Source organism: Streptomyces hundungensis, assembly GCF_003627815.1.
Classification (GTDB): Bacteria; Actinomycetota; Actinomycetes; order Streptomycetales; family Streptomycetaceae; genus Streptomyces; species Streptomyces hundungensis_A.
Map to the genome: position 1 here is coordinate 4,803,045 of NZ_CP032698.1, position 21,635 is coordinate 4,824,679.

Annotated in this window: 20 protein-coding genes; 10 read left to right on the forward strand and 10 right to left on the reverse strand. The window is 72.7% G+C overall.

The window, feature by feature from the left end:
• The first annotated feature begins 3 nt into the window (after positions 1-3).
• Genes DWB77_RS21380 through DWB77_RS21400 form a run of 5 tightly spaced genes read left to right on the forward strand, consistent with a single transcriptional unit; the run spans position 4 to position 6,099 of the window.
• A complete protein-coding gene (locus tag DWB77_RS21380; protein WP_120722775.1) occupies positions 4-1,935 on the forward strand; it encodes an acetyl/propionyl/methylcrotonyl-CoA carboxylase subunit alpha in 1,932 nt (643 codons plus the stop codon).
• Entirely contained in the window at positions 1,932-3,083 is a 1,152-nt protein-coding gene (locus DWB77_RS21385; RefSeq protein WP_120722776.1) for an acyl-CoA dehydrogenase family protein, read from the forward strand. The genes DWB77_RS21380 and DWB77_RS21385 overlap by 4 nt, the downstream gene beginning before the upstream one ends.
• A gap of 19 nt (positions 3,084-3,102) precedes the next feature.
• Positions 3,103-4,740, forward strand: a complete 1,638-nt coding sequence (locus DWB77_RS21390) for a 4-coumarate--CoA ligase family protein (protein ID WP_246033597.1) — start codon at positions 3,103-3,105, stop codon at positions 4,738-4,740.
• Positions 4,741-4,789: 49 nt separating this feature from the next.
• On the forward strand, positions 4,790-5,524 hold the full coding sequence (locus tag DWB77_RS21395; protein WP_174248596.1) for an enoyl-CoA hydratase family protein: 735 nt from the start codon (positions 4,790-4,792) through the stop codon (positions 5,522-5,524).
• Positions 5,512-6,099, forward strand: coding sequence for a TetR/AcrR family transcriptional regulator (locus DWB77_RS21400; RefSeq protein WP_120722779.1), 588 nt, complete (start codon positions 5,512-5,514; stop codon positions 6,097-6,099). The genes DWB77_RS21395 and DWB77_RS21400 overlap by 13 nt, the downstream gene beginning before the upstream one ends.
• Before the next feature lie 74 nt (positions 6,100-6,173).
• Here DWB77_RS21400 and DWB77_RS21405 read toward each other — a convergent pair whose 3' ends face one another.
• Positions 6,174-6,581, reverse strand: a complete 408-nt coding sequence (locus DWB77_RS21405) for a rodlin (protein WP_120722780.1) — start codon at positions 6,579-6,581, stop codon at positions 6,174-6,176.
• Between the two features lie 160 nt (positions 6,582-6,741).
• Here DWB77_RS21405 and DWB77_RS21410 point away from each other — a divergent pair, with 160 nt between their 5' ends.
• Complete coding sequence (locus DWB77_RS21410) at positions 6,742-6,936, forward strand: hypothetical protein (protein ID WP_120722781.1); 195 nt, start codon at positions 6,742-6,744, stop codon at positions 6,934-6,936.
• A 182-nt stretch (positions 6,937-7,118) separates the two neighbouring features.
• Here the strand turns inward: DWB77_RS21410 and DWB77_RS21415 are convergent, their stop codons facing one another.
• Positions 7,119-7,529 carry a rodlin gene (locus tag DWB77_RS21415; RefSeq protein WP_120722782.1) on the reverse strand — a complete coding sequence of 137 codons (411 nt, stop codon included), beginning with the start codon at positions 7,527-7,529 and terminating at the stop codon, positions 7,119-7,121.
• Between the two features lie 319 nt (positions 7,530-7,848).
• Here DWB77_RS21415 and DWB77_RS21420 point away from each other — a divergent pair, with 319 nt between their 5' ends.
• The 4 genes from DWB77_RS21420 (at position 7,849) to DWB77_RS21435 (ending at position 11,805) form a co-directional block, all read left to right on the forward strand.
• Positions 7,849-8,259, forward strand: a complete 411-nt coding sequence (locus DWB77_RS21420; protein ID WP_120722783.1) for a rodlin — start codon at positions 7,849-7,851, stop codon at positions 8,257-8,259.
• A 285-nt stretch (positions 8,260-8,544) separates the two neighbouring features.
• A complete protein-coding gene (locus DWB77_RS21425) occupies positions 8,545-8,769 on the forward strand; it encodes a chaplin (RefSeq protein ID WP_120728068.1) in 225 nt (74 codons plus the stop codon).
• A gap of 157 nt (positions 8,770-8,926) precedes the next feature.
• Positions 8,927-10,225 carry a chaplin family protein gene (locus DWB77_RS39310; protein WP_174248597.1) on the forward strand — a complete coding sequence of 433 codons (1,299 nt, stop codon included), beginning with the start codon at positions 8,927-8,929 and terminating at the stop codon, positions 10,223-10,225.
• 425 nt (positions 10,226-10,650) lie between these two features.
• Positions 10,651-11,805 carry a glycoside hydrolase family 26 protein gene (locus DWB77_RS21435; RefSeq protein ID WP_120722784.1) on the forward strand — a complete coding sequence of 385 codons (1,155 nt, stop codon included), beginning with the start codon at positions 10,651-10,653 and terminating at the stop codon, positions 11,803-11,805.
• Here DWB77_RS21435 and DWB77_RS21440 read toward each other — a convergent pair.
• From DWB77_RS21440 to DWB77_RS21475, 8 genes are read right to left on the reverse strand one after another with little or no spacing between them, the layout of a single operon-like run.
• A complete protein-coding gene (locus DWB77_RS21440) occupies positions 11,791-12,921 on the reverse strand; it encodes a GNAT family N-acetyltransferase (protein WP_120722785.1) in 1,131 nt (376 codons plus the stop codon). The two genes, DWB77_RS21435 and DWB77_RS21440, sit on opposite strands and share 15 nt — an antisense overlap.
• A complete protein-coding gene (locus DWB77_RS21445) occupies positions 12,921-13,592 on the reverse strand; it encodes a lipopolysaccharide biosynthesis protein (RefSeq protein WP_246033598.1) in 672 nt (223 codons plus the stop codon). Before DWB77_RS21445 ends, DWB77_RS21440 begins: the two co-directional genes overlap by 1 nt.
• On the reverse strand, positions 13,589-14,830 hold the full coding sequence (locus tag DWB77_RS21450; RefSeq protein ID WP_120722786.1) for a glycosyltransferase: 1,242 nt from the start codon (positions 14,828-14,830) through the stop codon (positions 13,589-13,591). The genes DWB77_RS21445 and DWB77_RS21450 overlap by 4 nt, the downstream gene beginning before the upstream one ends.
• Positions 14,827-15,612 carry a polysaccharide deacetylase family protein gene (locus DWB77_RS21455; protein WP_120722787.1) on the reverse strand — a complete coding sequence of 262 codons (786 nt, stop codon included), beginning with the start codon at positions 15,610-15,612 and terminating at the stop codon, positions 14,827-14,829. The genes DWB77_RS21450 and DWB77_RS21455 overlap by 4 nt, the downstream gene beginning before the upstream one ends.
• Complete coding sequence (murJ, locus tag DWB77_RS21460) at positions 15,602-17,218, reverse strand: murein biosynthesis integral membrane protein MurJ (protein ID WP_342777985.1); 1,617 nt, start codon at positions 17,216-17,218, stop codon at positions 15,602-15,604. The genes DWB77_RS21455 and murJ overlap by 11 nt, the downstream gene beginning before the upstream one ends.
• Positions 17,215-18,522 carry an O-antigen ligase family protein gene (locus tag DWB77_RS21465; protein ID WP_120728071.1) on the reverse strand — a complete coding sequence of 436 codons (1,308 nt, stop codon included), beginning with the start codon at positions 18,520-18,522 and terminating at the stop codon, positions 17,215-17,217. The genes murJ and DWB77_RS21465 overlap by 4 nt, the downstream gene beginning before the upstream one ends.
• Before the next feature lie 29 nt (positions 18,523-18,551).
• Positions 18,552-20,036, reverse strand: a complete 1,485-nt coding sequence (locus DWB77_RS21470; RefSeq protein WP_174248598.1) for a sugar transferase — start codon at positions 20,034-20,036, stop codon at positions 18,552-18,554.
• Positions 20,033-21,196 carry a glycosyltransferase gene (locus tag DWB77_RS21475; RefSeq protein WP_120722789.1) on the reverse strand — a complete coding sequence of 388 codons (1,164 nt, stop codon included), beginning with the start codon at positions 21,194-21,196 and terminating at the stop codon, positions 20,033-20,035. The genes DWB77_RS21470 and DWB77_RS21475 overlap by 4 nt, the downstream gene beginning before the upstream one ends.
• Between the last annotated feature and the right edge of the window lie 439 nt (positions 21,197-21,635).

Sequence of the window (21,635 nt, forward strand, 5' to 3'; positions counted from 1 at the left end):
GCCATGATCAAGTCCGTACTCGTCGCCAACCGGGGCGAGATCGCCTGCCGGGTCTTTCGCACCTGCCGTGAGCTGGGCATCGCCACGGTCGCCGTGTTCTCGGACGCCGACGCGGGCGCCCTGCACGTACGGGAGGCGGACACGGCCGTACGGCTGCCGGGGGCCACGCCCGCCGAGACGTATCTGCGCGGTGACCTCCTCGTGGCGGCGGCCCTCGCCTCGGGCGCCGACGCCGTGCACCCGGGCTACGGCTTCCTCTCCGAGAACGCCGATTTCGCGCGGGCGGTGGCCGGCGCCGGGCTCACCTGGATCGGCCCGCCGCCCGACGCCATCGAGGCCATGGCCTCCAAGACCCGCGCCAAGGAACTCATGGGCCTGCCCCCTCTGAACCTCGCGGACGTCACCGAGCGCGACCTTCCCCTGCTCATCAAGGCATCGGCGGGCGGCGGCGGCCGGGGAATGCGAGTGGTGCGCCAACTCGCCGACCTGGAAGCCCAGTTGACGGCCGCGCGCGCGGAGGCGCTCGGTGCCTTCGGTGACGGGGATGTGTTCGTCGAGCCGTATGTCGAGGGCGGGCGCCATGTCGAGGTGCAGATCCTCGCCGACGCCCATGGCACGGTCTGGGTGCTGGGCACCCGCGACTGCTCGCTCCAGCGCCGCCACCAGAAGGTCATCGAGGAGGCCCCGGCGCCCGGTCTGCGCCCCGAGATGGTCGATGAGTTGTACGCCCTGGCGGTACGGGCCGTGAAGGCCACCGACTATCGGGGCGCGGGCACCGTCGAGTTCCTGGTCGCGGGTGCCAAGGCCCACTTCCTTGAGATGAACACCCGCCTCCAGGTCGAACACCCCGTCACGGAGGCGGTGTTCGGCCTCGATCTCGTCGCACTGCAACTGCGTGTCGCCGAGGGCGATGCCCTTCCGCCGTCGCCGCCGGCCCCACGGGGCCACGCCATCGAGGCCCGGCTGTACGCCGAGGACCCGGCCAACGGCTGGGCCCCGCAGACCGGCACCATCCACCAACTGGCCTTTGACGGAGCCCGGTTGGATGCCGGGTACGCGGACGGCGACACCATCGGCGTCCACTACGACCCCATGATCGCCAAGGTCGTCGTCCACGGCGCGACGCGCGCCGAAGCCGCCCGCAAGCTGGCCCACGCCCTCGAACGCGCCCGCGTCCACGGACCGGCCACCAATCGCGACCTGCTCGTACGCTCCCTGCGCCACCCCGACTTCACCGACGGCCCCGACCACCTGGACAGCGATTCCGCCAGCGCGTACCAGGGCCCTCAGGGCCCCCGCCTCGACACCGGCTTCTACGACCGCAACCTCGCCGACGTCACCGCGCCCCTGCCCGGCGCAGCCCACGCCGCCCTCGCAGCCGCGCTCGCCGACGCTGCCTCCCGGGCCGGGCGGTTCGGCGGCGGCTGGCGCAACGTACCCTCGCAGCCGCAGGTCAAGCGGTACGGCGAGCACGAGGTCCGCTACCGCCTCGCCCGCCAAGGACTCGAGGCCGACGGCCACCCCGGGGTGCGCCTCGACTGCGCCACACCCGATCGCGTACGCCTCGAAGTGGGCGGCCTGATACGGGAGTTCGGCGTGTCCCGGTACGGGGACGGCGTCGTTTACGTCGACACCGCGTCGGGGTGTCACGCCCTCACCGCCCACCCCCGCTTCACCGACCCCAGCGACCTCGTCGCGCCCGGCTCGCTGCTCGCCCCCATGCCGGGGGTGGTGGCGCGGGTCGCCGACGGGGTCGAGGAAGGCTGCCGCGTCCACGCGGGGCAGCCGCTGCTCTGGCTGGAGGCCATGAAGATGGAGCACCGCATCAGCGCTCCCGCCTCCGGCACGCTCACCGCGCTCCACGCCGCCCCCGGACGCCAGGTCGAGGTCGGTGCCCTGCTCGCCGTAGTCGCATCGGAGGCCGAGGAAGCATGACCGGTGTCATCGAAAGCCAGGAGAACAAGGACCTACGGGCCGCCGTCGCCGCGCTGGGCGCCCGGCACGGACGCGGATTCGACCGCGCCGCTCTGTGGTCGGAGGCGGCCAAGCTCGGCTACCTCGGCGTCAACCTGCCCGAGGAGTACGGCGGCGGGGGCGGCGGCATGGCCGAACTCTCCATCGTCCTGGAGGAGTTGGGGGCGGCCGGCTGTCCGCTTCTGATGATGGTGGTCTCGCCCGCCATCTGCGGCACGGTCATCGCCCGCTTCGGCACCGAGGAGCAGCGCCGCACCTGGCTGCCGGGGCTCGCCGACGGCTCGCTCACCATGGCGTTCGGCATCACCGAGCCCGACGCCGGATCCAACTCGCACCGCATCACCACCACCGCCCGGCGCGACGGCGACGACTGGATCCTCACCGGCCGCAAGGTCTTCATCTCCGGCGTGGACATAGCGGACGCGACCCTCATCGTCGGCCGCACCCGGTCCGCGCCCGACGACGCGACGGGCCGCCCGGCAGGCCTCAAGCCCTGTCTGTTCATCGTCCCGCGCGACACCCCGGGCTTCGAGCGGACCGGAATCGACATGGAACTCCAGGCGGCGGAGAAACAGTTCGAGCTCGTCCTGGACGACGTGCGGCTGCCCGCCGACTCCCTCGTCGGCGACGAGGACGCGGGACTGCTCCAACTGTTCGCCGGCCTCAACCCCGAGCGGATCATGACGGCGGCTTTCGCGATCGGCATGGGCCGCTACGCGCTCGCCCGGGCCGTCGACTACGCCACGACCCGCCAGGTGTGGAAGCTCCCCATCGGCGGCCACCAGGCCATCGCCCACCCCCTCGCCCAGGCCCACATCGAGCTCGAACTGGCCCGTCTGATGATGCAGAAGGCCGCAGCGCTCTACGACGCGGGCGACGACATCGGCGCGGGCGAGGCCGCCAACATGGCGAAGTACGCGGCGGCCGAGGCCTGCGTCAAGGCCGTCGACCAGGCCGTGCACACCCTCGGCGGCAACGGCCTGACCCGCGAGTACGGCCTGGCCCCGCTCATCACGGCCGCCCGGGTCGCCAGGATCGCGCCGGTGAGCCGCGAAATGATCCTCAACTATGTGTCGCACCAGTCCCTGGGCCTTCCCAAGTCGTACTAGCCGTGACTGGAGACCCGCCATGAACTCCCCCGCCGTTCCCGCTCCCCAAGGGCCCCGCGTCCACCGCAGTGAGTACGCCGACGTGCCCGTGGTCGACGAGCCCATCCACGAGGCGGTGCTCGCCCGCTCCGCCGCCCTCCACCCCGACGCCGTCGCCCTCATCGACGCCGACGACCCCGACGCGTCCGGAACCACGACCTACGCCCAACTCGACGTCCGGCACCGCGCGTTGGCGGCCGCGCTGATCGCGAGCGGGCTGCGCAAAGGGGACGTACTCGCCCTGCACAGCCCCAACTCGGTCCTCTACCCCGTGGTGTTCTACGGGGCGAGCCGAGCCGGGGCGGCCGTCACCACCGTCCACCCGATGTGCACCGCCGAGGAGTTCGCCAAACAGCTCGCGGACTCCCGCGCCCGCTGGATCGTCACCGTCTCCCCCCTCCTGGACACCGCCCGCCGGGCCGCCGACCTGGCCGGCACCATCCAGGAGATCCTCGTCTGCGACCGGGCCGAAGGGCACCGCTCCATCGTCCACGACCTGCTGAGCGACGCCCCCGAGACGCCCGTGCCCGCCGTCCCCATCGACCCCGCCCAGGACATCGCCGTACTGCCGTACTCGTCCGGCACCACCGGCGCCCCCAAAGGCGTCATGCTGACCCACCGCAACATCGCCACCAACCTGGCCCAGCTCCACCCCCTGGTCCCGATGGTGCCCGGCGACCGCATCCTCGCGGTGCTGCCCTTCTTCCACATCTACGGCATGACCGCCCTGCTGAACGCGCCCCTGCAAGCCGGCGCCACCGTCGTGGTGCTGGCGCGCTTCGACCTCGACCCGTTCCTGCGCGCCATCGAGCGGCACCGCATCACCGGCCTGTACGTCGCCCCGCCCATCGTGCTCGCCCTGGCGAAACACCCGGCGGTCGACCGGTACGACCTCTCCAGCATCGAGTACATCGTCAGCGCGGCCGCCCCCCTCGACCCCCGCCTGGCGCAGGCCTGTTCGGACCGGCTCGGCCTGCCGCCGATACGCCAGGGGTACGGCATGACGGAGCTGTCACCCGCCACCCACATCGTGCCGCTGGCCACCGAGGACCCGCCGCCCGGCGCGGTCGGCAGACTCCTGCCGTCCACCGAGATGCGCATCCTGCGCCTGGACGACCCGGGCCGCGACGCCGAACCCGGCGAGGAGGGCGAGATCGCGATCCGGGGCCCCCAGGTCATGAAGGGCTACCTCGGCCGGCCCGAGGCCACCGCCGCGTTGATCGACCCGGCGGGCTGGGTGCACACCGGCGACGTCGGCCGGGTGGACGGCGACGGCTGGCTGTACGTCGTCGACCGGGTCAAGGAACTCATCAAGTACAAGGGCTTCCAGGTCGCCCCCGCCGACCTGGAAGCCCTCCTCCTCACCCACCCCGCCATCGCGGACGCGGCCGTCATCGGCGTGCCCGACACCGACGGCAACGAGGTGCCCAAGGCCTTCGTCGTACGTGGGCCGGGGGCGGCGGACCTCGACGCGGACGAGGTGATGGCCCACGTCGCCGAACGCGTCGCCCCGTACAAGAAGATCCGCCGCGTGGAGTTCATCGACGCCGTGCCCCGGGCCGTGTCCGGCAAGATCCTGCGCCGGGAACTGCGGCTCCGAGAGAAGGACCGGACATGAACCACCAGAGCGGCCCCGGCCGATGAAGGCGCCGACGGAAGGACCGGACGTGAGCGTCGTGAAAACCACCCACGAGCGGGGCATCGCCACCCTCACCCTTGACGCGCCCGCCAATCGCAACGCGCTCTCGGCGCCCCTCGTGTCCGAACTGGGCGCGGCCCTCGCCCGGTGCGCCGGCGACCGGGACGTACGCGCCGTCGTGCTCACCCACACCGGCACCACGTTCTGCGCGGGCGCCGACCTGAAGGCGCCGGCCGACCCGGGCGCCTTCGTGGCCCTGATGCGCGCCGTGGTCGCGCTCCCCAAACCGGTGGTGGCGCGGGTCACCGGCCATGTCCGCGCGGGCGGCCTCGGCCTCCTCGCGGCCTGCGACATCGCGGTGGCGGGCCCCGCCTCGTCGTACGCGTTCACGGAAGTCCGGCTCGGTCTCGCGCCCGCCGTGATCTCCATGCCGGTACTGCCCCGCATGGACCCGCGCGCCGCGAGCCGCTACTACCTCACCGGCGAACGCTTCGACGCGGCGGAGGCAGCCCGCACCGGGCTCGTCACGCTGGCCGCCGACGACGTCGACAGCGCGCTCCAACCCGTCCTCGACGGGCTGCGCAGATCCTCACCCGAGGGCCTGGCCGCGTCGAAGGCACTGCTCACGGCTACCGTGTCGGAGACCTTCGACCGCTGGTCGAAGGAGCTGACCGCCCGCTCGGCGTCCCTCTTCGCCTCCGCCGAGGCGCGGGAGGGAGTGACGGCCTTCCTCGAACGACGGGACCCCGCATGGGTGTTGTGACCCCACCGAAGACCCCGAAGCAGGACCGCAGCCGGGCCACCCGGCAGCGTCTCCTGGAGGCCGCCGTGGCCTGCCTGGCCGAACACGGCTGGGCGGGCTCGACGGTGTCCGTGGTGGCCGAGCGGGCCGGGGTCTCGCGCGGCGCCGCCCAGCACCACTTCCCGACCCGCGAGGACCTGTTCACCGCCGCTGTCGAGTACGTCGCCGAACAGCGTTCGTTCGCGCTGCGGGCCCTGGACCGCAGCGACCGTCGACACGTGGTGTCCGCCCTCGTCGGCCTCTACACCGGTCCGCTGTTCCGGGCCGCACTGCACCTGTGGGTCGCCGCCGCCAACGAGCCCCAACTGCACGCTCGCGTCATCGAGTTGGAGGCGAAGGTGGGCCGCGAATCGCATCGCATCGCGGTGGAACTCCTCGGCGCCGACGAGTCGGTGCCGGGCGTTCGCGAGACGGTGCAGGGCCTTCTCGACATGGCCCGGGGCCTTGGCCTCGCCAACCTGCTCACCGACGACGCGGCCCGCCGCGAACGCGTCGTGGCCCAGTGGGCGGTCCTCCTCGACGAGGCGCTGCGCTGAGTGCGCCGCCGCCGGAGCGGGCGCACGAAAACGGCCGGCCCCGGGTGACCCGGGACCGGCCGTCGACCGGTTGATCAGCTGCCGTCGGCACCGTTGCCGGAGAGCACCGGGATGTCGTCCAGGATGTGCGACAGCGCCTCGTCGCGCTTGGCCTGGGTGGAGTTCTCGGTGCACTGCTGGGTCTGCGGCGAGGACAGGACCGGGATGTCCTGGACGCCGACGTTGACCAGGGCGACGATGTTCTGGATGTCCGCCTTGGCCGGCAGGCCGACACACAGCTTGTTCAGCGAGCCCTGGACCAGGGTCATCTGGGGGCTCATGTCGCCGTCGGTCTTCGAGTTGCCGAAGGCCTGCTCGGCACCGTTGCCGCTGAGCGACGTCGTACCGCTGTCGTTGCCGATGGCCATCGCCTGCGGCGCGGCCATCATCGCGACACCGGAAACGGCTGCGGCGACGGCTGCGGCCGACCACAACTTCTGCATGTCTACTCCTGTTGGTCTGATTCCACTGACGGGGATCTGTGTAGAGAAACGGTAAGAATCTCTTTTGGTTGCGCTCTGTCCCCCGGACAGAGCATTGCGGAATCAACTCCGCCCGGACCGTGGTAATGAGGACGTGACCACGGACCGATGGTGAGGAAACATGACTGAGACGCAGGGCGCCTGGCGCCGGCAGACTTTCATCCCGATCACCCGTCGACGATTCGAGAGCGAGGCGGAAGCCGAACCCGTCTACGCGGACCTGGTGCGTTCCTGGGCCGCGGAAAGGCGTACGGTGCCGGGCCGGCCCGACTGGGAGTGGAATGCGCTTGTCAATGGTTTCCGCTGGCCGGACTGAACTGGCCTGATTGAACTGGCCGGACTGAACTGGCCGGACTGAAAAGGCGCTTCGTCACCGCTCGGGGTGCTGGGCGCGAAAAGGCCGGATCGTCGGAGTGTGCCGGCGATCCGGCCAGGACATCAGGGCGTCGGACCCCCGAAGGGATTGACAGCGGCCCGGCCGTCCTGAAATCGCTGATTTCAGCTGTGCGAGGCGCCGTTGCCGGAGAGGATCGGGATGTTGCTCAGGATGTGCGACAGCGCCTCGTCGCCCTTGGCCTGGGTGGAGTTCTCGGTGCACTGCTGAGTCTGCGGCGAGGACAGGACCGGGATGTCCTGGATCCCCACGTTCACCAGGGCGAGGATGTTCTGGATGTTGGCCTTGGCCGGCAGGGCGATGCAGGGCTTGTTGAAGGAACCCTGGATCAGCGCGATCTGCGGGCTCATGTTGCCGTACGTGGCGGAGTTCCCGTACGACTGCAACGCGTTGTTGCCGCTGACCGTCGTGGTCCCGCTGTCGTTGCCGATCGCCATCGCCTGCGGCGCCATCGCCGCGGACGCGCCGATCACGGACACGCCGACGGCTGCCGCCGCCATAGCCTTCTTGATCACGCTGGTCCCTTTCTGGTGGATGCCCCAGACGGAGCCTCCTGCCCAACAGTCCAGACGGCGGATCGGTTTCTTCTCTTCACTCTTTCGGCCGTACGAAAATAGGGCCGAACACGTCTCTGCGGCTTTTTGGATTGAGATTATATGGAGATCTGACGGGAGCGTCTTCGGCGTGGTGTCCGGCATTCTTCGTCCCCCTTGAGAACCGTTCGGGTGATGTGGCGGAACCAAACCAGTTCGGCGAAGTTGACCAGGCAGTAGTACGGCGCAGTGGATAGGGGCGCGGTACTGCACGTGCTCTCCACCAAGAAAAGGGAAGACCATGCTCAAGAAGGTTATGGCCGCGTCTGCTGCCGCCGTTTCGATTGTCGGCGCCTCCGCCATGCTGGCCCCCCAGGCCATGGCCATCGGCAACGACACCGGTACGACGTCGCTCAGCGGCAACGGCGCGAAGCAGGCCTTCGGCAACTCGAAGACCGAAGGCGACATGAGCCCGCAGCTCTCGCTGGTCCAGGGCTCCCTGAACAAGCCGTGCATCGGCCTCCCGCTCAAGGCGGACATCCAGAACATCGTCGCCCTGGTCAACGTCGGCGTCCAGGACATCCCGATCCTGTCCTCGCCGCAGACCCAGCAGTGCACCGAGAACTCCACCCAGGCCAAGCGCGACGAGGCGCTGTCGCACATCCTGGACGACATCCCGGTGCTCTCCGGCAACGGCGCCTCCGGCAGCTGAGGCCCTGCCGCCGCTCGGGCCGTCGCGGTCCTCTGTTGGGGGCCGCGGCGGCCCGAGTTCTTGTGGCACACATCGCACGACGGTCGAGGGCGTGGCGCGAACAGCCGTTTCTCCTGTCATTTGGGTGAGGAAAACGGCAGTACGGTTCCGCTTCGGTTTCCTTTGCCGGAATCAATCGTTATCAAGTCGTCAGCGGCTCCTTGGGCGAAAGCTCTGGCAACGCGCCGTGTGCAACGACTTGTTGCGTGACTTTTTGACTGAGGGAAGGAAATCCACGTGAAGTACATGAAGGCTGCTACGGTTCTGACCGGTTTTGTCCTCGCCGCGGGCGGTGCCGCCCCGGCGTTCGCCGACGCGGGCGCCCAGGGTGCCGCTGTCGGCAGCCCGGGCGTCCTGTCCGGCAACGTGGTGCAGATCCCGATCCACATCCCGGTCAACATCTGCGGCAACACCGTCAACGTCATCGGTCTGCTGAACCCCGCGTTCGGCAACACCTGCATCAACAAGTGACGTAGCACCAGGACTCTCCACTCCGACTTTGGGGCGTGCCCACCGCACGCCCCAAAGCCGGTTTCTCCCACTTTTCTCCGCGACGGAAGACAGTCCATTGCGCCAGGTCATCAGTAAGACCCTGTTCACTGCCGTGGCAGCCACGAGCGTCCTTTCGATGAGCGCGAACTGTGCTCAGGCCGCCGGTGCCGATGCCGAGAGCGTGGGCTCGCCAGGTGTCCTTTCGGGGAACACGATCTCGGCACCCGTGGAAGTCCCGGTCCAGGCGTGCGGAAACTCGGTGAACCCGGTCGGAGCGCTCAACCCGTCCTTCGGGAACAACTGCGCCACGGTCTCGTCGTCCGGCGAGCGCGCGGACGACGACGCCGCATACATGGCCGACCACGCGGGCGAGGACGCCGGGCGCCCCGGGGCCCCGTCCCACGACTACGGCGACTTCTACGCGCGGGAGTACGCCGCCGCGCACGCTCCCGAGCACCATGCGGGCGGCAGCCAGGCGCACTCCGTGACCAGCGGCTCGCCGGGCGTGGTGTCCGGCAACTCCGCGGCCGCGCCGGTCGATGTGCCCGTGCAGGCGTGCGGGAACTCGGTGAGCGTGGTGGGTCTGCTCAACCCGACCTTCGGCAACCACTGCGCCACCAACCCGGCCACGCACGAGCCCCACCGCTCGGCCCCGCCCCGGCACGTCCCCCCGACGCGCCACGCGGCCCCGCCGGTCCACCACGCGGCCCCGCCGGTCCATCAGGTTCCGCCCGCACACCATGCGGCTCCGCCGGTTCACCAGGCTCCGCCCGCGCACCATGCGGCTCCGCCGGTTCACCAGGCACCGCCCGCCCACCACGCGGCCCCGCCCGCACACCACGTACCCCCGGTGCACCAGGCGCCCCCCATGCACCAGGCACCCCCGACGCATGAGGTCCCGCCGGCCCACCAGGCACCCTCGGTGCACCACGCGCCCCCCGTGCACCAGGCACCCCCGATGCACGAAGCACCCCCGACGCACGCGACGCCCCGGGTGCACGACGCACCCCCCGCGCACCACGCACACCACGCGCATCACGTGCCGCCCCACCACTGCCCGCCCGGGCACGAGGCGCACCACGCGCCTCCGGAGCGGCACCTTCCCCCGGTCCACGAGGCCCCGCCCGTGCACCACGCACCTCCGGTGCACCAGGCGCCCCCCGTGCACCACGCACCCCCCGTGCACGCGGCGCCCCCCGTCCACCAGGCACCCCCGGTGCACCACGCACCCCCCGTGCACGACACCCCGCGGCACGCGCGGCACGCCGTTCCCGCGCGACCCGACGCCCGGGTCGTCGCGCCCGTGGCCTCGGCGCATCTCGCGGACACCGGGGCCGACCCGGCGCTCCTCGCTGCGGCCGCCGCCGGTGCTGCCGGGCTTGTGCTCGGCGGTAGCGTCCTCTACCGGCGCGGCCGGGCGATGGCCAAGGGCTGAGACCCGGTGAAAACGCGGTAGTCGAGTAGACCGCTCAGCCGGTCGTTCCGTACGTCGAAGGGCCCGGTTCCACTTCAGGAGCCGGGCCCTTCGACGTGCCCGCACGCGATCCCGAGGCACCGCCCTGAGGACCCATCAGGAGGCCCACGTACGGCGGCACATGGCCTGCGGCCGTTCGGGGGGCTTCCGGCGTGGGCTGCTTATCTTCCCTATCGGCGCAATAAGAATATTTTCAACCGGGAATCCGGGGAGGTCCTCAGAACCAAGGGAGCGCACATGCGTCAGCGACGTCATCGAGCGGCCACCTTCACGACCAGCGTTCTGGCGGCGGGCGCCCTCTTCAGCCTCGCGCTGGCCCCACCCCGGACGCCACGCTCCCGGGCACCCCGGACACCACGCACACGCGAACCCCGCACCCCGCGCCCGTGGGCACCGCCGCCCCCACCCCGGACGCCACGCGTCCCGGCGGCGGTGTCGACCCCCCGCCCGCCCATCCCTCCGTCGAGACCTTCGGCGCGTTCCTCGATTCCGGTGTGCTCGGCGTCAAGCGGATCGCGGCGCTGGAGAAGTGGCTCGGCGGGGTGAACATCCGGGTCGGGCACACTTATCTGCCCGGGAACACCTGGTCCGACATCGAGGGCAGGGCCGGGTTCCTGGACGCCTGGGCCGCCTGGCGCGGGGAGCGCACCGACCGCACCCTCGTCCTCAACGTGCCGATGCAGGCGCTCAACGAGGCCGGCGTTCCCGACGTCCGGGTGCGCAGGCTGCTGGCCGAGGGCGCGGCGGGCCGGTTCGACGAGCACTACACGCGGCTGGCCCAGCGGCTGGTCGAGCTGAAGATTCCGGACACGGTGATCGTGCTCGGCTGGGAGATGAACGGCACCACGTACACCCACCGCTGCGGCCCGGACCCGGCGGCGTGGAAGGCGTACTGGAGGCGGGCCGTCGCCGCCATGCGGGCGGTGCCGGGGCAGAAGTTCCGCTTCGACTTCGCGCCGAGCCGCGGCCGGGACGCGGTGCCGTGGACGGAGTGCTACCCCGGGGACGACGTCGTCGACATCATCGGCATGGACTCCTACGACCAGCCGCCGGGGCAGGATTTCGACCGGCAGATCACGGAGCCGTACGGGCTCCAGCAGCACGTGGACTTCGCGGCGGCGCACCACAAGCCCATCTCCTATCCGGAGTGGGGGCTCTTCCGCAACGGCGACAACCCCGAGTACATGCGGCGCATGCTGGCGTGGATGGACGCGCACAAGCCGGTCTACAACACCATCACCGACTACTGCCCGCACGGGGTGTGGGAGTGCGAGGACAACCCGCGCTCCTCGGAGGTCTACCGGGCGCTCCTGTACGGCCGCACCGACGCGACCGCGCAGCCGTCGACGCCGGTGAGCCCGCAGCCCTCCGTCCCGGTCGGCCCCAAGCCCACCACCCCGCCGAGCCCGCTGCCCCCGACCCCGCCCGTCGCGCCGACGCCGCCCGGCAAGTGCGCGCCGGTCGATCTCGGGTCGTGGGCGGAGTACTGGATCGGGGGCAAGCTGTGTCTGCGCTTCGACTGGTTCTCACGCCGGTCCTGAGCGCTCCGGGGCTGGGCGGCGCCGTTCGTCCCGCCGGCGCCGCAGCTCGCGCCGCACGGCGCCCGCGCGGCGCCGCAGCAGGGCGTGGAGCGTGCTGGCCCACAGCAGGGGCAGGGTCCGCCGCCGAGCGAGCAGGAAGCGCTGGTTGACCACGAGCTCGGGCCGCCAGTGCTGCTTGTACGGTTCGCTGCCGCGCAGCAGGCTCAGGGCGCCCCGCCCACTGCCCTCAAGCCGCTGGGCGTTGGTCCGCAGCAGCATCGTGGCCACGTCCACCTTGCGGTCGCGCAGCGCGGGGTGGACCCCGTAGAGGTAGGCGCCGGCGAGGGCGGGCGAGAGCACCGTCAAGTCGCACGCCACGATCTGCCCGTCGAGCCGGAACTCGGTGACCACGGCGTCGCCGTGCCGGGTCATCTCGCTCACCGCACGCGTCAGATGCTGCTCGAAACGCGGGCGCGTGTGCTCGCGGGTCACTCCGCGGCCCTGCCACTGGAGCCCGTGGAGCGCGAGCAGGGTGCGCAGGGCCCCGGGCACGTCGTCGGCCGGCACCTCGCGCTGTTCGATGCCCAGCGCGTCGATCTTGCGGAGCTTCGCGCGGACCCGCTGGGCGCGGCTGGAGGGCAGCGCGGCGAGGATCGTGTCCATGCCGGCCGCCGGTAGTTCCATGCAGCCCGAGTCGGTCAACGTACGCCGCTTGCCGGGCCAGTTGGCGTGGATGCGTTCGGCGCCGGCGCCCGGGCGGACCTCGCCGAAGTCGATCAGGGCGGAGCGCGCCGAGCCGATCAGCACCCCGGTGAGGGCGGCGGCGGCCTCCTCGGCGCAGTCGTCGTCCAGGAGGACGTCCGTGAAGTCGGAGATGGCGCCGCCGAGCGGTACCAGCGCGGGCAGCGGGCGCCACACCCGCATCAGCGGGGCCGCGCCGACCAACTCATCGCCCCGGTACACCAGATGGATCCGCAGCCGACCCGGTGTGCCGTACGAGAGCCACCACGAGTGGAGCCACGCGTGGCTCTGGAAGGGGGTCGCCGCCGAGCAACGACGGTGCAGCGCACGCCAGTTGGGCGCGAGGTCGGCGAAGGCGAGCTCCTCGGTGCACACCTCCACGCGGAGCCCGGACACTAGCCGACCTCCTGCGGTACGCAGGCCGAGCCGGCCGGTCCCGGCACCGCGGCGACCCGCTCGGGTCCCGTGCCGGGCTCCTCGTGACGGCGCGGCCGGGCGAGCAGCGAGAGACCGCCGAGCAGCCCGCCCGCGCAGCCGCCCACCAGGGCCGTCAGCGACGCGGTGGGGGAGGAGGGGGCGACGGGTTTGGCGGCGCGCGAGAACTGCACCACGCGCACCCCGGTGTCCTTCTGGCTGTGCACGCCGTCGAGGGTGAGGGCCCGGGCCACCGCGTTGGCCATGCCCGCGGCGTCCGCGGCGCGCTCCGAGGTGGCGGTGATCGCGATCATCGGCGCGTCGGGGGAGGTCGCCGTCTGTACGCTCCGGCGCAGTGTGTCCGCGCTCACCCCCGCCCACACCTGGGCGTCCCCGATGACGGCGACCTCGGTCGCGACCCGCCCGTAGGCCTGCGCGAAGCCGAGCGCCACCGACGGGTCGGCCTTCTCCGCGGGGGTGACCACCACATAGCTGGTCGCGCTGTACTCCGGGGTCTTCACGGCGCCGTAGACGCCGCCCGCCGTCGCGCCGAGCAGCGCGCACACGGGCAGCGGCCACCAGCGCGGCAGCCACCGGGTACGCAGCGGGCCGCGGCTGCGCTGACGCTGCCGCGAGCCGGAGATTGGGCTCATCTGGACTCTTCTTTCTCCGAGAGGTTCGTCGGGATGTCCGTCGCGCCGGCGGGAGGGTGGCCCGCGGGGCCGGTCGCCCTCGCGTCCGGCGCCGGCCGGGCGGCGGGTCGCCGCGGGGCGCGCTCCGCCGCCGTCTCGTACACCCGGACCAGCTGGGCCGAGGTCGACGTGACGCTGTAGTGGCGCACCGCGTCGGGGACGGGCTGGCGCAGGCGGCGGCCCGAGCGCTGGAGTTCGCCCAGGGCGTCGGCGAACGCGGCGGCCGTGCGGCCGGTGCGCAGCGCGCCGGGCGCCGAGCCGGGCGGCAGGTCGTCGATGGCCGGGCAGGTCACGTACGCCACCGGGAGCCCGGCCGCGAGGCCCTCCACGACGGCCAGGCCGAAGGACTCCTCACCGGACGGCGAGGCCAGACAGTCCACCGCGCACAGCAGCCCGGCCAGGGTGGGGCGGTGGCCCGCCGGGGCCGTGCCGTCCTGGACGCACTCGCCCACGAACACCACCCGGTCGGCCAGGCCGAGCCGGTCGGCGCGGGCCCGCAGGGGCTGTTCCTGTTCCCCGGTTCCGGCCAACACCAGCATCGCGTGCGGGAGTTCGGCCAGTGCGTCGATCAGGGTGTGGAAGCGTTTGCCCGCCGTGAGGCGGCCGACCCCGCCGATGACGAACGCCCGTGGCGGGAGCCCGAGGGTGCGGCGTACTTTCTCGCGCGTACGGGGGTCGAAGGCGAACCGTGCCGCGTCGATGCCGTTCGGCACCACCTGGACGCGGTGCTCGGGGACGCCCCAGTCGGTCAGCCTGCGCGCGATGGTGTCGGAGACCGCGACGGTGGTGGTGCCGAGCCGTTCGCTCGCCAGATACAGGCCGCGTACGGCGGGACCGAGCCGGCGGCCCTCCATGCGGGTCTCGCCCAGGGAGTGTTCGGTGGCGACGATGGTGCGCACCCGGGCGAGCTTCGCCGCGAGGCGACCGTACAGACAGGCCCGGTACAGATGGGTGTGGACCAGGTCGTAGTGGCCCTGGGCGATGAGCCGGGTGAGCCGGGGGAGCGCGGACAGGTCGCGGTTGCCCGCCATGTCCAGGTTCCGCACCCGGCCGCCCTCGCGGACGATGGCGCGGGCCACGGCGCCCGGGTTGGTGAGGGTGACCACGTCGGCCTCGTAGGGCAAGTGCCGCAACAGCAGCCGTAGTTGCTGCTCGGCGCCGCCGATGCCGAGGCCGGTGATGACGTGCAGGACCTTCATGAACCCTCCGGGAGGTCGGCGGGCTCCTCGCGGCGCCAGCGGTGCAGGCTGCGTTTGAGGTGCAGCCGCCAGCCGTTGTCGCGCTCGCCCACGTGGACGCGGGGCAGCGCGTAGCGGCCGGTCAGTGGGCCCGGGTCGATGGCGCAGGCGTACCGGTAGCCGGCCGCGCGGACCGCGGCGACGGCGCGCAGGTCGACGGCGCCGTACGGGTAGCAGAAGCCCGCCACGTCGTGTCCGGTGAGGTCGCGCAGCAGCTGTCTGCTGTCGCGGACCTCGCGGTGGAGGGTGTCCTCGTCGACGTGGGTCAGGTCGAGGTGGCGCAGGCCGTGCGAGGCGACCTCCATGCCCCAGGTGGCGGCCCGCTGGATGCCGCGCTCGTCGAGCAGCGGCCGGCGCGGGCCCAGCGGGTCCCAGTCGTTGGCGCCGCCGAGCAGGCCGGGCAGCACGAACACGGTCGCGGTGCAGTCGTAGCGGCGCAGCAGCGCCAGGGCCTCGGCGGTGAAGTCGGCGTACCCGTCGTCGAAGGTGAGGCCCACCAGGCCGCGCGCGGTGCCGGCCGCGCGGGCCCGCAGCAGTTCGGCCACGCTCACCCCCTTGAGGCCGTGTCCGCGCAGCCAGCGCAGCTGGCGTTCGAAGCGGGGCGGGGAGACGGTGATGCGGTACGGGTCGTCCGTGGTGTGGGTCACCGAGTGGTACATGGCCACCCACAACGGTGCGGCGGGGCGCGGTCTCGAACCAGTCAGCGGACCTTTCGGGTCGCCGACTGCCGTGTCAACGGGCATGCCAGAGCTTTCGTGTGACGGGACGGAACAGCAGACAGAACTCCCGGACCCGCAGCAGACGTGCCGTGACGGCGAACACCACGACGGCCACCGAGGCCCCAATGACCAGAGCGAACAAGGGACTTGAGGAGGCGGACGCGCCCCACCGGCAGGCGGCGGTGGCGACGCACGCGGCGCCCAGAAGCCGGACGAGCTGTCCGCTGACCGGGCCCACCGACAGCGCGGTACGCCGCCGGCCGCTGCCCCAGAGCAGCAGGAGCGCGGTGAGCGTGATGCCGAGCGCGTTGGCGGCGGCGATGCCGGGCGCGCCCCACGCCGGTACGGCGAGCGCCCCGGCCACGGCGGTCGCCGTCAGGCCGGCCAGCATGGCGCAGGCCGGGAACCACAGGGGCCTGGCCTCGGAGAAGTACGAGCGGGCGAGCACCCCGACCAGGGTCTGGCCGAGCAGACCGAGGGCGTAGACGCGCATCACGGCGGCGGTCGCCGCGGTGTCGTGGGCGGTGAACGCGCCGCGCTGGAAGAGGAGTTGGATGATCTCCGGGGCGCAGGCCACCACGACCGAGGCGCCGAGCAGCACGATGGTGCCCGCCACGATCAGGTCGCTCTCCACCCGGCGCCTGGCCCGCTCGGTGTCGCCCGCGGCGAGCGCGCGCGCGATGACCGGGAAGGTGACCGTGCACAGCATCAGGGAGAGCACCATCGGCATCTGCGCCACCTTCTGCGCGTAGTTCAGATGCGAGATGGCGCCGGCGGGCAGCGGCGCGGCCAGGAAGCGTTCGATGAGGACCTGCGTCTGGCGGCTGAGCGCGAACACCACCACGGGGGCGACCAGCGCGAACCGCAGCGCCCGCGGCGTCTTCCCGGCGGGCCCGCGGGCGGCGGGCAGCGCGGGCACGGCCTCTCGCCGGCGCCAGCCCCGCCACAGCGCGGGCACCTGCACAAGGACCATGAGGACGCCCCCGAACGCGACCCCGGCGGCGGCCGCCCGCACCCCCCACGCCCGGCCGAGCAGCAGGAGAAGCCCGATGATGCCCACGTTGTACGCCACGTAGATCGACGCGGGTGCCAGGAAGCGGCCGTGCCCGCGCAGGGCCGCGCTGCAATATCCGGCGAGCCCGAAGCTGAGCACACAGGTCGCGGTGGCGCGGGTGCAGTCGACGGCCAGGTCCGCGCGGGGCAGGCTGGGCGCGAGGACCGCGACGACGGCGGGGGCCGCGCAGATCAGCACGGCGGCGCCCCCGGTCAGCGCGAACATCAAGCGGGGCAGGGTGGCCGCCACCAGGGCGCGTACCGGATCGGGGTCGGGGTGCCGGGCGCGCCGCACCAGGGCGAGGCTGAACGCGGGCACCAGCACGAAGGCGAGGCCGTCCTCGATCAGCAGGGTCGCGGCGACTTCCGGGACGGTCCAGGAGACGAGGAAGGCGTCGGTGTCGGCGCCGGCGCCGAAGACGTGCGCGAAGGCCTGGTCGCGCAGGAGACCGAGGACGGCTCCGGCGACGGTGAGGACGGCGGTGAGGAACGCGGCCCGCGCCAACAGCCGCCCGGACGCGGCGGGTTCGGGTGGCGCGGCGGGCGCCGGGAGCAGTGGGGGGACGGTCTCCGTCACGGCCTCCCCTCCCCTCGCGACGCCAGGCCCCACCAGGCGGCGAGGCCGAGGACGAGCGCGGTCAGGGCGGTCGAGGGGCCGCCGATGTCACCGTAGAAGAAGTCCACGAGCAGCCAGGTCAGCAGGCCGAGGGCGACGAGCCCGCAGTCCATGGGGGCTCGCTGTCGGCGCGCGCGGTGCAGGGCGCGCACCCCGGTCACCAGGAGGGCCGCCCAGCCGCCCACCAGGGTGACGACCCCGATCAGGCCCTGCTCGCTCAGGACGAGGAGGTACATGTTGTGCGGGGAGAGCAGCGGCTGGCGTTTGAAGGCGGCGCCCGCGCCCGCCGTGTCACTGCCGGAGGACAGCGCGAGCGAGGAGTGCGCGTCGCGGTGGGCGGGGAAGCCCTTCAACCCGACGCCGCCCAGCGGTTGTTGACGCCACATCAGTTCGGCTGCGGCCCACATCGTGTACCGGTCGGTCACGGACTGGTCGGGGGCGCTCTCGACCTGGGTGATGCTGGCGAGCCGCTCCTGGAGCATTCGCGTACCGGAACCGCTCGCGCCCACCAGGACCACGGTGGCCGCGGCGACGACCGCGAGCACGACCAGGGAGCGGCGCACCCCGGAGAGCAGCAGCACCGTGCAGGCCGCCACCGTCGTCGCGATCCAGGCGCCCCGGCTGAACGACACGGCGAGCGGCAGGAGCAGCAGGGCCGCGCAGCCGAGCGCGACCCGTCGCGTCACGCGGCTCGCGCCGGGGGCGGGGTCGAGGGCGAGAGCGACCGCGCACAGCAGCCCGCACGACACGACCGTGGCCATGCCCATGATGTCGGAGGCGCCGAAGGTGCCGACCGCGCGGATGTCCTCGCCCATGTAGGAGGCGCCGGTCGAGGTCAGGTACTGCTGGACGCCGATGCCGCCCTCGAACAGGGCGAGCGCCACCACCGCGCCCGCCGCCACCCGGAAGTCGTGGCGGTCGCGCAGCAGCAGCAGGACGGCCAGCGGTACGAGGACGAAGATCTGGAGGTAGCGGCCGAGCCCGGCGATCGCGGTGGACGGGTCGGCCGCGCCCATCGCGGCCACACAGATCCCGGTCACCGGGAGCCCCATCACCAGCGCGGCGCGGCGGCTCAGCGGCCGCTCGCCCGAGCGCACCACCCGCAGGATCGCCCACACCACGAGCAGCCCGCACGCGGCGTCGGCGGCGGTCGCCGAGCCGTCGCCGCCGAGCGGGGGCGTGGCGAGCAGGGCGATGACCGCGAGCAGGGGCAGCAGGTGCAGGGCCCGGCCGAACCGGATCGGTAGCGGCAGCGGCAGCGGCATCGGCGACGCGGCCGTGACGGCGTGCACGCTCAACTCCCCGTGGGGCGGACGAGACAGGCGGCGGTGCGCAGCAGGATGCACAGGTCCTGCCAGAGCGACCAGTGGTCGATGTAGTAGTTGTCGTAGCGCGCCCGGTCCTCGATGGAGGTGTCGCCGCGCAACCCCTCGACCTGGGCGAGCCCGGTGAGGCCGACGGGCATCCGGTGGCGGGCCGCGTATCCGGGGTGGGCGTTGCTGAACTGGGCGACGAAATAAGGGCGTTCGGGGCGCGGGCCGACGAGGCTCATGTCGCCCCGGATCACGTTCCACAGCTGGGGCAGCTCGTCGAGCGAGGTGCGCCGCATGAAGTGCCCGGCGCGGCTCATGCGGTGGTCGTCGGCGATGTTCCAGCGGGTGGCGGCCTCGTGCACGGTGTCGGGGCGCAGCGTACGGAACTTCAAAAGGGTGAACGTGGTGCCTCCCGCCCCGATGCGTTCCTGACGGAACAGCACACCGGGCCCGTCGCTGCGGCGCAGCACCAGCGCGCACACCAGCAGCACGGGGGAGGCGACGATCAGCGCCGGCACGGTGAGCGCGAGATCGAGCAGGCGCTTGGCGAAGAGACCGAACGCGCCGGCGGGGGTGCTGGTCAGCGGGGAGCAGGGGAAGGCGGCGAGCTCGTCCACCTGACCGCCGGGCACGGTGTGGCCGGGCGCCCGCGTGTCGAGCTGCCACAGCGCACAGCCCAGGGCTTCGAGGAGCGCCGGGGACGCGGGACTCGGGCCGCCCGCCTCGACGGCGTACGTGAACAGGCAGTCCCGCACCCCGTTCTGGACGACGGCGCGCTGGACCTCCTCGTAGCTGCGCAGGACCGGCACCGGGCCCGCCTCCACGGCGGCCTCGGACGGCGGCACGACGACGCCGACGGGCCGGACCCCGCCGCCCGCCTGGCGCACCAGCGCGGCCGTGACGCGCACGGCGGTCGCGGCGGGGCCCACCACCAGGGCCGGGCGCGGCCTGCGGGCGGACTTGCGCCGGCGCAGCCACAGCGCGCCGCCGCGCCCGGCGCAGCTCGCCACCGTCTGCACCGCACACCCGGCGATCACCGCCGACACCGCGAGCGGCATGTCACCCCGCTCGGCGAGGACGCTGCGGTGGGCCAGCACGGCGGCCAGCACACACCAGCCGGCGCTCGCGCGTACGAGGAGGGCGGGGACGTCGCCGAGGACGCCGCCCGTCATCGTCGGCCGGTAGAGCCCGGCCTGCGCGTTGAGCAGGAGCACGGTGGCGACGAGCAGGCCGGCGGGCCCCGGCGGCAGCCCCGCGTACGGCAGGGCGAGCATGCCGAGCAGGCCCGCCGCGCAGTCGACGGCGAGCAGCACGGACACGAACGTGCCGCCCGCGCGGGGCCGCCCGGCCGGGGGGACGAAGTGGTCCGGCGCCTCGCGGGGCGTGACCACCGAGACGGTTCCCGTTGACATCCCGGCGCCGTGCGGCGGGCCACCGGCGGACGGGACGATGCTTTCCGCGGTCACTGGCTGATGGGTTCCCTGTGCTCGGAGCGCGGTAGCACGGCCACGTCGCGGTACACCTCCGCGACGCTTCGGGCCGTCTGCCGCACGTCATGGGTGGAGGTCACGTGCTGGAGGCCCTGGCGGGCGAGGGTGGTGCGCAGCGGCGCGTCCGTGAGGAGACGGGTGATGGCGCGGGCCAACGCGCCCGGGTCCTCCGGGGGGACGAGGCAGAGTGCGGCATGGCCCGGCGGGAGGCTCTCGGCGGAGCCCCCCACGTCGGTGACGACCACCGGTGTGCCGCACGCCATCGCTTCCAGCGGGGCGAGCGCCATCCCCTCCCAGCGCGAGGGCAGCACCACGAGGTCGGCGGCGCGGTACCAGGCGGCGGTGGAGGAGACCGCGCCGATCAGCGAGACCGAGCCCGGCGCGGCCGCGCGCAGCGCCGCGAGGTCCGGGCCGTCGCCGACCAGGACCAGATGGGCGCCGGGCACCGCATGGCGTACGTCCTGCCAGGCCCGGAGCAGCACGTCCTGGCCCTTCTGGCGACAGAGCCGCCCGACACAGACCACCAGGGGCGCGTCCGTCGCGGCCCGCGCCGTCCCAGGGGCGCGGTAGAGGTCGAGGTCGACGCCGTTGGGGATCACCGCGAACGACGCGAGGACCCCGGCGCGTTCCCCGGTGGCCCGCTCGCCCTCGCTGACGCACACCACCCGCGAGGTCCACCGCACCGCGGCCCGCTCCCAACTCCGCGACAGGCGCTCGGTGATGCCGCCCACCGCCTCGAACGACCAGGCGTGCGGCTGGAAGACGGTCGGCACCCGGCCCCGCGCCGCGAGCCGGGCGGCGACCCCGGCCTTGGCGCTGTGCGCGTGGATCACATCGGGGCGTACGCGCCGGATGAGGCGGGCCGCGCGCAGCGTCTCGCCGAGCAGCGCGGGGCCCGGCGAGCGGGTGGCCCGCCAGGGGACCACCCGGGCGCCCAGGCGCGACAGTTCGGTGCTCAACGGGCCTCCCTCGGGGCATGCCACGGTGACCCGGAATCCACTGCGCAGCTGGTCCCGTACCAAGTCCGTGACGACTCGGGCTACGCCCCCCTCAACGGGCTGAACCAGGTGCAGGACACTCAAGTCGTGCGCGGGCGGCCCATCGGGTCCGCCGGGGGCGTTGGCTCTCGTGGGCATGCGCGGTCACTCCGGTCCTGGCGCTCGAAATGAAAGCTGGACAAAGATGCTGCGGGACTCGCCCAGCGGGCGGTCTGCTCGTGAATTCCGCTTTACCGGTCGTGCGGTCGCCGGGGTTCCCACGCGTCGAACGGCCCCGGGCGAGGAGCAACTGTAACCGTATTTACGACCCGGTCACGTCATGAATGCGCGGGCCGGGGTGTCCCTTCGGGCGATGGGCCGTATCCGATTGACGATTCGCTCTTTGTATCGGTGGCCTCCCCTCCATCCGAATCCACATCCGAATTCACCATCGAACGCCTTGTCGCATATCCGTCCGAAGGAAAAGCGGGTAATCGAACGGTGGGTCCGCCGTCACGGCGGGTGACGGCGTCGCGGTCGAGGCCGCGGACACCTGCGCTGTTGAACGCCCGCTCCGGGCGTCATCGGCCTCGCGGGG